16 protein-coding genes are annotated in these 14,183 nt (G+C 68.3%); 6 read left to right on the forward strand and 10 right to left on the reverse strand.

Features of this window, described 5'->3' with window-relative positions; all coding sequences use genetic code 11:
• Positions 1 to 76 precede the first annotated feature (76 nt).
• The 5 genes from ilvD to ACTF4R_RS14425 form a co-directional block, all read right to left on the reverse strand.
• Positions 77 to 1,792 carry a dihydroxy-acid dehydratase gene (gene ilvD / locus ACTF4R_RS14405; protein WP_440008572.1) on the reverse strand — a complete coding sequence of 572 codons (1,716 nt, stop codon included), beginning with the start codon at positions 1,790 to 1,792 and terminating at the stop codon, positions 77 to 79.
• 66 nt (positions 1,793 to 1,858) lie between these two features.
• Positions 1,859 to 2,149 (reverse strand): DUF8152 family protein, encoded by a 291-nt coding sequence (locus ACTF4R_RS14410; protein WP_440008573.1) that lies wholly within the window; start codon positions 2,147 to 2,149, stop codon positions 1,859 to 1,861.
• Between the two features lie 401 nt (positions 2,150 to 2,550).
• Complete coding sequence (locus ACTF4R_RS14415; protein WP_440008574.1) at positions 2,551 to 4,062, reverse strand: Hvo_1808 family surface protein; 1,512 nt, start codon at positions 4,060 to 4,062, stop codon at positions 2,551 to 2,553.
• Positions 4,063 to 4,222: 160 nt separating this feature from the next.
• Positions 4,223 to 5,230, reverse strand: a complete 1,008-nt coding sequence (gene sppA / locus ACTF4R_RS14420; RefSeq protein ID WP_440008575.1) for a signal peptide peptidase SppA — start codon at positions 5,228 to 5,230, stop codon at positions 4,223 to 4,225.
• Positions 5,231 to 5,301: 71 nt separating this feature from the next.
• Positions 5,302 to 6,165 (reverse strand): coiled-coil protein, encoded by an 864-nt coding sequence (locus tag ACTF4R_RS14425; protein WP_113277283.1) that lies wholly within the window; start codon positions 6,163 to 6,165, stop codon positions 5,302 to 5,304.
• A 361-nt stretch (positions 6,166 to 6,526) separates the two neighbouring features.
• On the opposite strand from ACTF4R_RS14425, the gene ACTF4R_RS14430 reads away from it, so the two are divergent.
• From ACTF4R_RS14430 to ACTF4R_RS14445, 4 genes are read left to right on the forward strand one after another with little or no spacing between them, the layout of a single operon-like run.
• Positions 6,527 to 6,679, forward strand: coding sequence for a hypothetical protein (locus ACTF4R_RS14430; RefSeq protein ID WP_433633845.1), 153 nt, complete (start codon positions 6,527 to 6,529; stop codon positions 6,677 to 6,679).
• 52 nt (positions 6,680 to 6,731) lie between these two features.
• Complete coding sequence (locus ACTF4R_RS14435; protein WP_440008576.1) at positions 6,732 to 7,154, forward strand: DUF371 domain-containing protein; 423 nt, start codon at positions 6,732 to 6,734, stop codon at positions 7,152 to 7,154.
• Between the two features lie 47 nt (positions 7,155 to 7,201).
• The gene (locus tag ACTF4R_RS14440; protein ID WP_440008577.1) at positions 7,202 to 7,699 is read left to right on the forward strand and encodes a hypothetical protein; all 498 of its coding nucleotides are present in this window, start codon (positions 7,202 to 7,204) and stop codon (positions 7,697 to 7,699) included.
• A 38-nt stretch (positions 7,700 to 7,737) separates the two neighbouring features.
• The gene (locus ACTF4R_RS14445; RefSeq protein ID WP_440008578.1) at positions 7,738 to 8,541 is read left to right on the forward strand and encodes an endonuclease III domain-containing protein; all 804 of its coding nucleotides are present in this window, start codon (positions 7,738 to 7,740) and stop codon (positions 8,539 to 8,541) included.
• Position 8,542: 1 nt separating this feature from the next.
• On the opposite strand, the gene ACTF4R_RS14450 is transcribed toward ACTF4R_RS14445, so the two are convergent.
• Positions 8,543 to 8,869, reverse strand: coding sequence for a hypothetical protein (locus ACTF4R_RS14450; RefSeq protein WP_440008579.1), 327 nt, complete (start codon positions 8,867 to 8,869; stop codon positions 8,543 to 8,545).
• A 144-nt stretch (positions 8,870 to 9,013) separates the two neighbouring features.
• On the opposite strand from ACTF4R_RS14450, the gene ACTF4R_RS14455 reads away from it, so the two are divergent.
• The gene (locus ACTF4R_RS14455; protein ID WP_440008580.1) at positions 9,014 to 9,922 is read left to right on the forward strand and encodes a beta propeller repeat protein; all 909 of its coding nucleotides are present in this window, start codon (positions 9,014 to 9,016) and stop codon (positions 9,920 to 9,922) included.
• A gap of 42 nt (positions 9,923 to 9,964) precedes the next feature.
• Here ACTF4R_RS14455 and ACTF4R_RS14460 read toward each other — a convergent pair whose 3' ends face one another.
• The 3 genes from ACTF4R_RS14460 to ACTF4R_RS14470 all read right to left on the reverse strand — a co-directional run bounded on the left by ACTF4R_RS14460 (position 9,965) and on the right by ACTF4R_RS14470 (position 13,219).
• Positions 9,965 to 11,128, reverse strand: a complete 1,164-nt coding sequence (locus tag ACTF4R_RS14460) for a sialidase family protein (RefSeq protein ID WP_440008581.1) — start codon at positions 11,126 to 11,128, stop codon at positions 9,965 to 9,967.
• 71 nt (positions 11,129 to 11,199) lie between these two features.
• Positions 11,200 to 12,597 (reverse strand): NAD-dependent succinate-semialdehyde dehydrogenase, encoded by a 1,398-nt coding sequence (locus ACTF4R_RS14465; protein WP_440008582.1) that lies wholly within the window; start codon positions 12,595 to 12,597, stop codon positions 11,200 to 11,202.
• Between the two features lie 82 nt (positions 12,598 to 12,679).
• A complete protein-coding gene (locus ACTF4R_RS14470) occupies positions 12,680 to 13,219 on the reverse strand; it encodes a DUF7097 family protein (RefSeq protein ID WP_440008584.1) in 540 nt (179 codons plus the stop codon).
• Between the two features lie 61 nt (positions 13,220 to 13,280).
• Between ACTF4R_RS14470 and ACTF4R_RS14475 the strand changes: the two genes are divergently transcribed.
• Entirely contained in the window at positions 13,281 to 13,622 is a 342-nt protein-coding gene (locus ACTF4R_RS14475) for a DUF192 domain-containing protein (protein ID WP_440008585.1), read from the forward strand.
• Here ACTF4R_RS14475 and nikR read toward each other — a convergent pair.
• Positions 13,619 to 14,047, reverse strand: a complete 429-nt coding sequence (gene nikR, locus ACTF4R_RS14480; protein WP_440008586.1) for a nickel-responsive transcriptional regulator NikR — start codon at positions 14,045 to 14,047, stop codon at positions 13,619 to 13,621. The two genes, ACTF4R_RS14475 and nikR, sit on opposite strands and share 4 nt — an antisense overlap.
• Between the last annotated feature and the right edge of the window lie 136 nt (positions 14,048 to 14,183).

Below are 14,183 nucleotides of genomic sequence, written 5' to 3' on the forward strand. Positions count from 1 at the left end.
GCACCCGCGATGCCCCACGCCCCAAAGCGTCGTCCGGAACAGCCGTCAAACGGCACTCTCCCGCCGGCTCCGGATGCTACTGCTCTTTCGCGCCGGGATTGGTGACAGCGCCGTTGGCGGCCGAGCCGAACGCGGCCCCGTACTTCGCCAGCACGCCGGTCTCGTAGGCCGGTCCGTCTGGATCGCGCTCGTCGAGACGCCGCTGGAGTTCGTCCTCGGAGAGGTCCACTTCGAGCGTCCGTTCGGGGATGTCGACGGTCACCTCGTCGCCGTCCGCCAGCGCCGCGATGGGACCGCCGCCGCGGGCCTCCGGCGCGACGTGGCCGATCATCGGGCCGCGGGTCGCCCCCGAGAACCGGCCGTCGGTGATGAGCGCCACGTCGTCCTCGTGTCCCTGGCCGACGACGGCCGCAGTGACGCCGAGCATCTCTCGCATCCCGGGCCCACCCCGCGGTCCCTCGTTGCGGATGACGATGACGTCGCCGCTCTCTATGTGGCCCTCCTGGACGTACTGCATCGCGTCCTCCTCGTTCTCGAAGACGCGGGCCGGTCCCTGATGGTGGAACTTGTCGTCACCGGTCACCTTCAGCACCGCACCGTCAGGCGCGAGGTTACCGGTGAGAATCTTGATAGCGCCCTCCTCGCTGAACGGGTCGTCGACGGGCCGGATGAAGTCCGCGTCGATCTCCTCGTCTGCGGGCAGCTCGAGGTGGTCCAGTTCCTCGGCGAGCGTGCGCCCGGTGACGGTCGCGGCGTCGCCGTCCACGAGGCCGGCGTCGAGCAGTCGCCGGAGGACGACCGGGACGCCGCCCACGTCGTAGAGGTCCTTCATCACCCTCGTCCCGCCGGGCTGAAGGTTGACTATCTTCGGCGTCCGGCGCGCTATCTCGTCGAACTCCTCGATGTGGAGGTCGATGCCGGCCTCGGCGGCGAGCGCGAGCAGGTGGAGGACGGCGTTCGTCGACCCACCCATGGCGACCTGAAGCGCGATGGCGTTCTCGAACGACGCCTTCGAGAGCACGTCCGAGGGCCGGCGGTCGTTCTCGACGCAGTCGAGGACGAGTTCGCCCGCGCGCTCGGCGACCTCGTAGCGCTCATCGGATTCCGCGGGCGCGCCGGCCGACCCCAGCGGGGCGAGACCGAGCGCCTCGCTGATGGAGGCCATCGTGTTCGCGGTGAACATCCCGCCACAGGAGCCCGCGCCGGGGCAGGCGTCGCGTTCGAGGCTCTCCAGTTCGTCCTCGCTCATCTCGCCCTGGGCGTAGGTGCCGACGCCCTCGAACACGTCCTGGACGGTGACGTCGCGGCCCTCGTGTCGTCCCGGGAGGATGGAGCCGCCGTAGAGGAAGACGGTCGGCAGGTCGGTGCGGATGGCGGCCATCATCATCCCCGGGAGGTTCTTGTCACAGCCCGCGACCGTGACGAGGGCGTCCATGCGCTCGCCGAACGCGACCAGTTCGACGCTGTCGGCGATGACCTCCCGCGATATCAGCGAGGCCTTCATCCCCTCGGTCCCCATCGAGATGGCGTCGGAGATGGTGATGGTCCCGAACTCGATGGGCATCCCGCCGTCGGCGTCGATGCCCTCGATGGTCGCCGCGGCCACGTCGTCCAAGTGGACGTTGCACGGCGTGATGTCGGCGGCGGGGTTGGCGACGCCGACCATCGGCGAGGAGAGGTCCGCGTCGTCGTACCCCATCGCCCTGAACATCGCCCTGTGCGGCGCGCGCTCCGGTCCCTCGGTGACCTCGCTACTTCGCAGCTTCTCGTCTTTCCGTGGCGGGTTTCCCATGACCACCTGTATCGGGGACGCGCTCGGTTAAAACCACCTGAAGTGACAGAGCTTGCTGTCGCCCCGTCAGCCGTCGTCCAGCCGTTCCAGCACGCGCTCTACCAGGTCGCGCGCCGCGTCGACGTGCTCGTCGGCCTCGTCGCTTCCCGTCGCCTCGACGTGCGAGAGCAGATCCCGGGCCTGTTCGACCCGCTTCGCGACGACCGACGCCGGCGGGTCGCCCCTCCTCGCGTCGCCGACGACCGCCTCGGCTTCGCCCAGCCAGCGACTCGCCTCGGTCGTCACCGGGAGTTCCGCCGTCGCTTCGAGGTGACCGTGCAGTTCGGCGACCATGTCGCGGCTCTCGGCGTCGACCATGCGTCAGGTTGGTCGCCCGGCGAGTATAACCGTTCGGCCGCCGCGACGGGGACTCGGACCCCCGGAACGTCCCCGGGTCTGAAGTTCCGTGCAGGGGTCCGCAGTGCGAGACGTCCTGCGACAACGATGTCGCGGGCGCGGCTCGACTCCGCTGGAGCGAATTCGTAGCTGTGTCTGGTGACGGATCGGCTCGGCACGGGAGTTCGTCACGCGTTCGCCTCGACTCCTCGTGCGGTAGTTCTCAGGTCACGCCGGGGTTGGCTTCGCTTCGATACTTGAACGTTCGCACCGACACGCCGCGGGACGACAGCGCCCACCGCCCTCGACTCCGGCGCGGCTACAGTCGCGGAGGGGCGGATGCAGGTCTCGGTTGCGGTCGCGACAACTGAACCGTGCGACCGCTACTGTCCACAGTCGCAGCCGTCCTGTGCCGCCCGAATCTCGATGCTCGGTCGGATTTCCGTCAGGCTCTCGACGGTCGGCCCGTTCACGATCGTGACCCTCTTCCCGTCGCGGACCACGTGGAAGGCGTCCTCGAACCCGCCCTGCCGAACCACCCACGTGTTCCGCCCGACGCGGGTCGCGTTCTGGCCGGCGAGCAGTTCGCGGTACGCCCGCTCGAACTCCACGGCGTCCTCGTCGGTGTCCCACGTAGTCCGCCAGACGTACCCCCGCTTCTCACCGTCGTGATACGGCCAGAGGCGGTCGTTCCCCCAGCCGTCGGAGGGCTCGCTCGTGTAGTTGAACTCGTCGAGCGGGCCGTCGGCGGTGTCGAACTCTCGCCAGGGGATGACCTGGTTGTCGTACGCCCGGCCCTGGTACCAGAACATCGTGTAGATGCCCGCCTCGCCGACGGTCTGGGAGCCGTTCTCGCCCCGCTTGCCGTACAGTCGCCATCCGTCGGTCGCCTGTTCTCCGAGTCTGAGCGTCGGCGGCGGGTCGGCGTCCGTCGCCGGGTCGATGACCTGCTCGGACCCGAACGGCGGACGACGGTAGTCGAGTCCCGACCAGTTCTTCTCCGACGCGTTACCGTCCGTACCGTCGGTTTCGTTCGCTCCTATCCGGGCGGCGACGTACGGCGGTCCGTCGGAGTACGGCTGGATGGTCGCCACCTGCATCGCGAGGTTGTAGTCCGGGAGCGGGCCGCCCTCGTAGGGGGCTTCCGGCGGGTCCGGACCGGGCGTCGTCACGCACTCCCACCCGGACCGACAGCGGTGCTCGTACAGTTTCTCGACGTACATCGCCTCGCCCTCGACCAGGCCGTCGACGCCGCGCCGCCCGTCCATCGTCTGCGCTCGCAGCGACGGCGAAGCCAGGCCGACCTGCTGGTCCTGGAGCGCGTGGGTGAGTTCGTGAATCAGCGTCGCGTTGTCGACGACGGGCTGGTCTTCGGACTCGGCGACGACGTAGATGTCGTTCGTTCCGGGAAGGTAGAAGCCGGCGATGCGCTCCTGGCGCAACTGGACCATTTCGGCGGCGGCGTCGGTCGATTCGTTCACGGCGAACAGCGCCTCCCAGACCTGGTTCTCCCAGGCGCGCTGAGCGGGGCCGAACTCCGCGTCCGCCTGCGCCCGGACGATGCGCCGGTACTGCTGGCGCGACAGCACCTTCAGTTCGACCCGCTCCTGGAACTCCTGGCCGCGCAACCGCTCGACGCGGGCCATGGCGCGGCCGACGTACGCCCGGCGCTCGGCCTCGGTCAGGCCGTCGCTCTGGTCGACGGCGATGGGTTCGTCGTACCAGTATCCGTCTTCCCAGCCGACGACGTCGTTCTTCGGGTCGGCCTGTTTCTTCGCGTCCTGCGCGCCGGTCGCGTCGGACCCTCCCGTCCCGACGACGCCCCCCGGCGCGACGAGCACGACCGCGACCGCGACCAGCAACACCCCCAGTTTGCGTGCGCCGACTCCGTGCATACCACTGGCACGGACCTGACGACAATAACGGTTGGCCGTTCCGTACCGCGACCGCAGCCGTCGATTTTGGCCCGCACGGCGCGAAACCGCCGCGGGTAGTCGTCGCCGTCGACCGGAACACTGTACTGAGGCGGATTCCGGGAGCGACCGCCGTCGCTCGCTACCGCGCCCGGAAGCGGAACCCGTTCGCGTCGCCCTCGTCGTCGAACACGCTCGCGACGCCGGCACCGAACGAGTACGCCACCGAGCGCACGCCCGTCTGGAGTCGTTCGCGCAGACCGCGCTGGGGCTGGAACTCCTCGACGGTGACCGACTCGACGCCGAGGCGGTCGGCCAGTCGCGCTTTCACCTCCTCGCGAGTGCCGAGTTCGTCGACGAGGCCGATCTCGCGGGCCCGGTCGCCGAGGTAGACGCGCGCCTCCGTCTCCCGGACCGACTCCGCGTCCATCTCCCGGCCCTCTGCTACGCGGTCGACGAACGTCTCGTAGTAGCCGTCGATGATGCCCTGGAGGTACTCGCGTTCGTCTTCGGTCATCTCCTTCAGCGAGACGCCAGCGTCCTTGTACTCGCCCGCTGCGAGGCGTTCGTACGAGAGGCCGAGCTTGTCCGCCAGTCCCGTGGCGTTCACCCGCGAACCGATGACGCCGATGCTCCCGACCAGACTCCCCTCGCGGGCGTACAGTTCGTCGCAGCCGCTGGCTATCCAGTATCCGCCGCTGGCGCAGACGTCGGTCGCGTACGCCACCGTCGGCCCGTCGAAGCGCTCGGCGGCGAGGCGGATGTCGTCGCTCGGCACTACCTCGCCGCCGGGCGTGTTCAGGCGAAGCAACAGCGCCTCCGCCGCGTCGTCGTCGTCCGCGCGCCGAATCTGCTCGACGATGTCGTCCGTCGGCGTCCCGGTCGGCGTCGGAACCCGGCCACCGTCGCGGCGGGTTATCGGCCCCTCGACGGCCACCTCGGCCACGTCGTAGTCGGGGAAGAGTCCGCGCGCCACGCGACCAGCGACCCGCGCACCGACCACGCCCACGAGCAGGACGGCGACGACGCCGAGCAGTTCCGCGAGGTCGGTGGGCAGTTCGACGAACAACAGCCAGCCGAGCGCGACCGCGACGATCGCGCCGACCAGTACGACGACCCGGCGTGCGAGCCGCGAACTATCGTCAGCCATACGGACACCTCGTCATGCGCTATCCGTGTGCGGGCGTCGGCGTTAAAACTTCGGCAGAGAGAACAGTCCGTCTACAGGAGCCCCGTCTTCTGGAGCTTCATCAGGTCCTCGGTGTCGAGGGTTTCGCCTTCCTTGAACTGCTGGTAGATCTCCTCGGCCTCCTCTTTGGCCTTCTCGCGCTCTTTCTCCTTCTCGGACTTGCGCTCTTTCTCCTCTTTCTTGTCGAGTTCGCGCAGGCGCTTCTGGACGCGCACGAAGTCCTCGTGGTGCTGGTCGGCCGACTCCTGGGCCTCCACGAACTTCTCGTGCATCTCGTCGGCCTCGTCGCGGATGTCGTCGGCCTCGCGGTAGGCCTCGATCATCTGATTGTGGTGCTGCTGGGCCTTGTCGGCGAGTTCGGTCACCTTCTCGTGGTGACGGCTGGCCTCGGCGCGGACCTCCTCGGCCTCCTCGACGAGGTCCTCGAGTTCGTCGCTCTGGTCGAGTTTCTCCTTTCGCTGCTGGTACTCCTCGCGCTTGGCCTCGATCTTCTCGATGAGCTCCCGCTCTTCCTCGGTGGAGAGAACTTCGGTCTGCTGTTTGAACTCCAGGTCCTCGATCTCGTCTTCGAGCTCCTCGAGGTCCTTGCCCTCGTCGAGTTCCAGGTCCTCTTTCATCTCCTCGACGCGGTCGAACAGCTCGTTAGCCTTCGCGTTGAGCTCGTTGCGCTGCTCTTTGTGTTCCTGGACCTGCTCGTTGAGCTCGTCGCGCTTCTCGCGGTGTTCCTGGGCTTCGTCGACCTTCTCGCGCGTCTTCGCGTTTAGGTCGTCGCGCTTGGATGCGCGCTTGCTAGCCTTCTGGTTCAGCTCGTTTCGTCGGTCTCGAAGCTGTCCCGCGAGTTTGATGAGTTCGCCTTTCGACTTGTTCTGGAGTTCCTCTTCTGTTACACTTACCATGCGTAGTTAAACCTCGGTGCCTTCCGCCCCGATCGTCGGGTAGCGTCGTCACTTTGCATCTTCGTATCAACCAGCCGGTTACAATATTCCCGTATCATCGGTTGACGCGCTGTTCTCCCGTGACGCCGGAGGCGTTCAGGTACTACTTCATATTCGGCATAGCTATTTAAAGTTTGTCCCTCCAATCATGTGGAAACCGTTGTCACGCGCCCCAGAACGCGTGGAAACGCTTCACACGCTCTCCGGGAGTGGATATAAAAGTCACCTGTCCTCCCGGGCGCGTCTGCAGGCCGCCGTCGCCACTTTCACTTTCACTCCGCGGACGGCGCGCTTTGACGGTGGTGGGGGCGAGAGAACTCGTATGAAAGAACAGCTCCGCTGTGCCTGTGAGGCCGCCGGCTGTGACCGCGAACTCGGCCCGGACCAGTTGATGCTGGCGATGACGGTGGACGCCGGCACCCGCCGCGCCTACGAGTGCGATTGCGGAGCCGTGACGGTGACCGTCTCGCGGTGAGCGCCGCCCCGAAGTGAACTCCTGAAGTACGTCCGCTCGAAAGCGACCCACGATGAGAGAGACGATTCGCGCACGCGGCCACGAGAACGTGAGCGCGGCGCACGGAAGCACCTTCGAGGTGACGACCGACGACTTCCTCACCCCGGCGGGCGACTGCATCCTCGGCATCGAGGCCGACCGCGCGCCCGCGGACTTCGACTCCGAGTTCGTCGCCGCCTGTCGAGACGCCGACGCGGTCGTCACCGCGACGTTCGCGGCGGGCGACCACGAGGAGACGGTGACCGGCCGCGGCCATCCGGACCTCACCTTCGACAGCGACCGAAGCGCCGTTGGTCGGACCAGCGACTACGTGGACGACCGCACGGTTCTGGTCGGTGCCGAGTTCGCCGCGGAGGGGTTCGACCGGGAACTGGTCGCGGCGCTCGCCGACGGGGCCGAACTGACGGTGACGCTGACGGTGGAGCACGACGACTGACCGACCGAACACCTTTATCAGTAGAACGTCACGTCCCGGGAGTGAACGTGGCCGACTCCCTCCTCGCGGCACTCGTCCTCGGGGGAGTGTGGCTGTTCGTCGTGCCGGTGCTGACGCTCGTTCACGAACTGGGGCACGCGGCCGCGACTCTCGCGTTTACCGATGGAAGCGCCACGGTCGTCGTCGGTGGCGAACGCTGGCGGTGGGCGCGCGGCCGCCTGGCGGTCGTGTTCGACCTCTCGGGGTGGCGTCGATGGTGGTACGGATTCTGTCGATACGAGACCCTTCCGGACGGACGGTGGCGGGAACTCGCCGTCCACGCCGGGGGGCCCGCGGCGACCGGGCTCGCTGCTCTCCTCGTCGGTCTCGTCGTCGGCCTCGCCGACGGACGGTGGACGCGGTTGAGTCTCTACGCCGCGTTCTGGAACTGCCTGTTCACGCTGGCGGTGACGGTCTCGCCGATTCGCTACCCCTCGTCGTGGGGGGCGTACGGAGGGCACCCCAGCGACGGGCTGCAGGCGTGGCGGGCGCTCGCGGACGAGTAGCCGACCGTTTTTATCCGCTCCGGCCCCAACGGCGTCACATGAGCGACGACCCGGAACCCGCGGAGAACATCAGCGGCGGTAGCGCCGGCGGCGGGGTGGCGACCACGTTCGACCCCGGCGACGCCGACACGCGCGCCGAGGCGGTGGTCGACCGCCTCGGAGAGCTCTACTGGCAGAAGACGTACGGCGGCCAGGACGCCTTCGAGTGTCTCGTCCGCACTATCCTGAGCCAGAACACGAGCGACGTGGCCAGCCAGCCGGCCCACGACGCGCTGATGGAGAGGTACGGGCCGGAGAATCTCGCGGACGCACTGGCGCACGCCGACCGCGCGGAACTCGCGGACACCATCCGCCCGGCCGGCCTCTACAACCAGAAGGCCGAGGTCATCGTCGCCGCCGCCGAGCGCGTGCTCGCGGAGTACGGCAGCGCCGACGCGTTCGACGAGTTCGTCCGGGAGCGCGACCCCGCGGACGTGCGAACGGAACTGCTGGACATGAACGGCGTCGGGCCAAAGACGGCGGACTGCGTCCTCCTCTTCTCGGGCGGGCGCGGCGGCGTCTTCCCGGTCGACACCCACGTCCACCGCATCTACCGCCGCCTCGGCGTCGCACCGCCGGACGCCGACCACGAGGACGTCCGGGCCGTGCTGGAGCGCGACGTACCAGCCGAGAAGTGCGGGTTCGGACACACCGCCAGCATCCAGTTCGGCAGGGAGTACTGCTCGGCTCGCAGGCCGGCGTGTCTCGACGGCCCCGAGGCCTGTCCGCTGTACGGCGTCTGCGACAGGGTGGGCGTCGACCCGGAGAGCGGTGCGGTCGTCGACCCCGCGGACGCTGAGTAGGCTACTCGTCGGTCGAGACCGACTCCGTAACGTCGTTCACCGTCTCCGTCATCTCCTCGGTGGCCTCGCCGGCGGCGAGTTCCGTTCGCCGCTCGATGCGGTCCCACCAGACGAACGCCGCGACCGAGACGACGAACAGGCCGACCCAGGCGAGCAGTTGTTTGCTCACTTCGCCGGCGAACGCGACCACGACGGTCTTCTCGGTCGCCTGCGTCGCGGCCGTCCCGACGAAGACGGCTCCGAGCATCTTGCGGCTGAACACCTTGTCGATGCGACGCCGGACGAACGGCTCGCCGAGTCCGGGAACGAGGTCTTCCAGTCGGACCATACCACCGCTACGACCCGAACCCGCCTAAGAGTGGACGACGTGCCGGATTTCCGCACCGTTCGGACGTGCTGATTCTCCGGCCGAACGGACCGAATCGCCGCACCGTTTCCGGGGTTGATGGACGGGGACGCCGTACGTCTCCGCATGTGGCAGTTCGAATCCGAGACGAGCGTGCGGACCTGGCGCCCGGTCGACGTACCGGCGTCGGGCACGCTCTACGACGTGACCGACACGGCCGCGGGGCCGTGCGCGGTCGGGGACGCCGGCGCGGTCGTCGGGCGCGCCAGCGACGGGACGTGGGGCGTCGTCCTCGATAACGGTCCGGCGGGCAGGGGCGAGACGCTCCGGGCCGTCGCCGCCACCGACGACGGGGAGCGGGTCTGGTTCGCGGGGTCGAACGGCGCGCTCGGGTACTACGACCCGGCGTCGGGGGACCGGGGTAACTGCTCCGCGCCGGTCGGCGTCGAGAACACCTTCCGCGCGCTCGTCGTCGCCGGGTCCCGGGGGAACGAGCGGGTGCTGGTCGCCGACGGGAGCGGGAACATGCTCGTCGGAAACGGTGCCGGCACCGCGGTGGAGTGGGACCGCTGGAGCGCCCCCGGCGGCGCACCGACCGCGCTGGCGACCGACGCGGGCGAGACCTGGTACGCGGTGGACGGGAGCGGTGGCGCGTGGATGACGACGGACGACGAGTGGGAGCGCGTCGGCGTCGCACCGGCCAGCGGCAGCCTCTACGCCGTCTGCGTCGCCGAGTCGCCGTGGGTCGGCGGCGACAACGGGCGCGTCTTCGAGTCGACCAGAACCGGGCTGAAACCGGGCCGCAGTGCGTCGTGGACGCCGTTCGCGCTCGGCGACGGAGCGGTGCGCGCGCTCGACGCGAGCGGTAACCGCCTGCTGGCGGGGGGCGAGAGCGGCGGCCTGTTCGTCCGGAACGGCGACTGGACGGCGCTCGACTGGAGTGGAAGCGCGACGATTCACGGCGTGCTCGCGGGCGTCGGCGTCGCCGTCGGCGCGAACGCGACGGTGCTCGAAGCGCGAAAGAAAAGCGAGTGAAGCGGCGGCGCACGCCCCCGTAAAGTCGGGAGCGAGGACCGGTCAGCTACCGGTCGTCCCGTCGCTCGACGTGGTGTCGTCGGTGGATTCGTCGGCGGAAGAGCCGTCGCCGGAAGAGCCGTCATTCGTGGACCCGTCGCTCGTAGACCCGCCGTCCGTCGACCCACCGTCGGAGGAGCCGCCATCGGAGCCGCCGTCGGCGGAGCCGTCGTCCGTCGGATTCGGGTCGCCGTCGTAGTGCTCGCCACGGCCGTCGAACTGGTCGTCGTCGGGGCTGGTGCCCGCGTGGCGCGTCTCGCCGCGGAGTCGCTGGAGGATGGTCCCGGACGCACCGACGGCCACGTCGGGGTCACCGAGCGCGATGTCGTACAGCGTGTTCCCCGTCGGGGAGTGGACGGCCTCCCACCGTTCCTCGCCGGAGCGTTGGAAGATGCTACCGCCGTTGCCGAGCACGACCATCTGGTCGCCGTGGACGTCGAACGACCGGAGCGAACTCTTGTCGGTGATTCCGATGGGCGTCCAGTCGTGGTAGGAGTCGTCGTACCGGTAGATGCGTCCGTCGCCGGCCGCGACGTAGACGCGCTTGCCCTTGCCGGCGTAGATGTCGTAGAACTTCACCTGCGCGTTGACGATGCCGATGTCCTCCCAGCCGTCGTCTTTCGTCGTCTTGAACGCGTTCCCGCTGGTGTCGATGGCGTACCCGTACCCGTCGGGCGACGCGGCCAGCGCCGCCACCTTCGAGCCCTTCTTCGCCGGCTTGCTGACGACGCCCCAGTTCTCGTCGAACCCGTCGACCGTGAAGGGCTTGATCTCGCCGGAGCCGTTGGCCACGAGCACCTTCTCGGAGCCGCGCTGACCGGAGACGGCGATGCCCTCCCAGGTGCTGGTCATCTCGTTGGGGTTGGAGTAGTCGAACTTCCGGCGGGACTCCACGTCGTAACAGCCCAGCGCGCCCGAGGAGCCGGCGAACCAGACCCGCTCCCCGTCGTCGGTGACGGCCAGCCCGCGGAGCTGGTTGTCGCGAGTGCGCGGGCCGTCGTCGAGGACGACCTCCCACTCGCCGTCGCGGTTCGCCAGCAGCGTCCCGCCGTCACCGATGGCGTACGGTCCGGCGGCCGTACTCACTACCTCGTAGATGGACTTCTCGAACGGACTCTCGACTTCGTACCACTCCGGTTCGTCTGCGTCGGGACCGAGTTCCCACATGCACCCCGACGTAGGGCCGGAAGTGACATCAAACCGAGAGAAATGTCGGAGATACAGTCCGAGTCGTCGGACTATTCGACGCCGCTATCGCGTTTCTCCGAGGGGAAGTCCGCCAGCCAGGTCATCTTCCGGTTGACGAACTCCCGGATGCCGTGTCTCGACAGTTCGCGGCCGTAGCCGGAGTCCTTGACGCCGCCGAACGGGACGCGCGGGTCGGACTTGACGAGTTCGTTGACGAACACGAGACCGGCTTCGATTTCGCCCGCGATGCGGCTCCCCCGTTCGCGGTCCTGCGTCCAGATGCTCGCGCCGAGACCGAACCTGATGTCGTTGGCGCGCTCAATGGCCGACTCCTCGTCTTCGACCTCGAAGACGGCCGCCGCGGGGCCGAACACCTCCTCGTTCGCCGCGGGGGCGTCGTCCGGCACGTCCGTGAGGACGGTGGGCGGGTAGTAGTTGCCCTCGCGGTCGAGCGGTTCGCCGCCGAGTTCGAGCGTCGCGCCCGCGTCGACGCTGTCCCGAACCTGCTCGTGGACGTCCTCCATCAGGTCCTCGCGGGCCTGCGGACCGACGTCGGTGTCGTCGTCGGTCGGGTCGCCGACCTGCAGGGACTCCATCTCCGCGAGGAACGCGTCCAGGAACTCGTCGTACACGTCGGTGTGCACGATGAAGCGCTTCGCGGCGATGCAGGACTGCCCGGAGTTGACGGTCCGCGACTGCGCTGCGGTCTCCGCGGCGTCCTGGACGTCCGCGTCCGGCATGACGACGAACGGGTCGCTGCCGCCGAGTTCGAGCACGGTCTTCTTGAGTTCGCTTCCGGCCGTCTCGGCGACGGCGCGCCCGGCGCGGTCGCTGCCGGTCAGCGTCACTCCGGCCACGCGGTCGTCCCGGATGACGTCGTCGGCCTTGTCGGAACCGATGAGTAGCGTCGTGAACGCCCCCTCGGGGAAGCCGGCCTCCTCGAACACCTCCTGGATGGCCGTGGCGCAGCCAGGGACGTTCGAGGCGTGTTTCAGCAGGCCGACGTTGCCCGCTGCGAGGTTCGGCGCGGCGAAGCGGAACACCTGCCAGAACGGGAAGTTCCACGGCATCACAGCCAGGACCGTCCCGAGCGGCTCGTAGGAGACGTACGAGTCGACGCCCGGTTCGGAGCCGATGCGTTCGTCCTGGAGGTGTTCGCCCGCGTGCTCGGCGTAGTAGTCACAGACCCACGCGCACTTCTCGACCTCCGAGACGGCGCTGTCGATGGGTTTCCCCATCTCCTTCGTCATCGTCTCGGCGTACTCCTCCTTGTTCTCCCGGAGCACCTCGGCCGCCGACGCCATGAGTTGCTGTCGGTCCTCGACCGACCGTCGGTGCCACTCCTCGTAGGTCTCGCTCGCCCGCTGGAGCTTCTCGTCGACGGACGCCTCGTCGTCCGTCTCGTACGTTTCCAGCACCTCCCCAGTCGCAGGATTGCGACTCTCCATGGTCTCAACCAGGTCGCGAGTACTGATGTAATCTCTGGCGGCTTCGCCCCGACCGTCGTCGCGCCGGCGGCGACTCGACCGGTTACTCCTCGCCCTCTCCGCCAGGGTCGTAGCGCTCGGCGGCGGACTCGAAGGCGGCCTCGCGCCGTTCGCGGCTCCGCCGCCCCTCCTTCTCCGCGATGGCTTCGGGGACCGGGTTGGCGTCGTCGTCGATGCGCGCCCACGACCCGTGGACCTTGGCGTGACACCACCGGCAGAGGTAGACGGTTATCTCGTGGCCGAGCGTCTCGCCCCGGTCGGCGTACGAGAGATGGTGTTCCTCCAGGAGCGGGCGCTCGTCGGAGTGTGCCATCCGGCGCTCTTCGAGGCCACAGCGCACGCACTCGCGGTCGCGGTTCCGGCACCGGTAGTGCGGGCAGTCCTCCCAGTCCCACTCGCCCTGCGGGTCCGCCGCGGGACAGCGGAACTCGTCTTCGCGGCGCTCTCGCGCGAACTCGAGGTCCTGCTCGGGGTGTTCGAAGGCGTACCGACACTTGCCCTCGTCCGTCAGGTGGTCGCAGAGCCCGGCGTGGTCGTAGGGGTCGTCCACGCCGACGGAGGTGCCCGACGGGGTCTTCTCCATGCCCTTCTCCTGGGCGCGCCATCGCACAAAAGTTTTGCCTCCCCGATGCGCACCGCCGAGCGTGCGCGTCGTACACGAAGACCGGTCGAAGACGCTGGCAGCCGACGTCGAGACGGCGGACTCGTTCCTCTCGCGGGCGCGGGGACTGATGTTCCGGCGGTCGATTCCGGACGACTACGCGCTCGCGTTCCGGTTCGACGAGGCCGCGCCACGGGACGTCCACATGGTGTTCGTGCCGTTCCCCCTCGACGCCGTCTGGACGGTCGAGGACGAGGTCCAGCGCGTCGAACGCCTGTCGGCGTGGACCGGGACGGCGAAGGCGGCGGCCGACACCCTGTTCGAACTCCCGGCCGGGAGCGCGGGCGACGTGTCGGTCGGCGACACCGTTCGGCTGGTCGATTAGCTCGGCTCAGCCAGCGGCCCGAAGCTGTCCACGGGAATCACGGAGTAGTCGACCGTGAGCGTGTTCTTCGTGGCGCGAATCTTCCCGACGAACGAGGATATCTCCTCGAGCGTCCCCTCCAGCACGAACAGTTCCATGCAGTAGTGGTTGCCCACGTGGTTGTGGAAGTTCGACGCGACCAGCCCCTCGTGTTCGTGACGCAGATGCATCATCCGTTCCTCGACGTTCGTCGTCTCGAAGTCGAACAGGACCGTGACGACGCCCATCAGCTCCCGGTCCTCCAGTCGCTTGTCCTCGAACTCGCCGAGCAGGTTCCGGGCGGCCTCCCTGACGACCTCGCTCCGACCGGTGTACCCGTGGTCGTCGGAGAACTCGTCGATTCGCTCCAGCAGTTCGTCGGGCATGGAGACGCTGACGACAGTCATATATTAATCGAAGGGGCCTGAGTTATTAGAACCTTATTATAATTCCGCCAGCGGCGGTCCGTCGGTAGCGGTCCGACGAACGACCGGACCGGGACCCTCCTCGTCCAACGGCCCACAAGAACCGCCGAACGCCGCC

Source organism: Halomicrococcus pelagicus (assembly GCF_051917725.1).
GTDB lineage: Archaea > Halobacteriota > Halobacteria > Halobacteriales > Haladaptataceae > Halomicrococcus.